Genomic DNA, 438 nt, shown 5'->3' with positions numbered 1-438 from the left:
CTATTGATTTTGAACCTGAAAAGAAAGGCGACAAAGGCATCTTACGAATTGTTTCACGCTGTAAGCTGGATGCCCAAACTGGCGTTGAAATGGAGGCGTTAACCGCCGTCAGTGTTGCCGGTCTAACGGTTTACGATATGTGTAAAGCGGTTGACAAGGCGATGGTGCTTGATGGTGTGCGGCTGCTCGAGAAGCATGGTGGAAAAAGCGGAAGTTATTATGCCCCTCAAATTGGCAGTGCTAACGAGCCAACAGCTTAAAAGATTAAAGAAGACTTTGCGCGTTGTTGATGCAACTTCGCTCGATTCGTTTGGATAACAGAAGCTCCTATGGCCGACATGATTAGTAGGCAACAAACCAGACTCGTGGATCGCTTTGGGCGGAGCGTGAGCTACGTTCGTATGTCCGTGACAGATCGTTGTGATTTTCGTTGTGTCT

At 47.7% G+C, this 438-nt stretch carries 1 protein-coding gene; it reads left to right on the top strand.

The genetic code is table 11. The features are described 5' to 3' along the window. A partial coding sequence (locus tag A3750_RS06210; protein ID WP_304440178.1) for a cyclic pyranopterin monophosphate synthase MoaC occupies nt 1-260 on the top strand: 260 nt, incomplete at its 5' end. Nucleotides 261-438: the final 178 nt, after the last annotated feature.

The organism is Oleiphilus sp. HI0079 (assembly GCF_001635105.1).
Note: the sequence above shows the minus strand (reverse complement) of the source record. Positions and strands in the feature narration are given on the sequence as shown.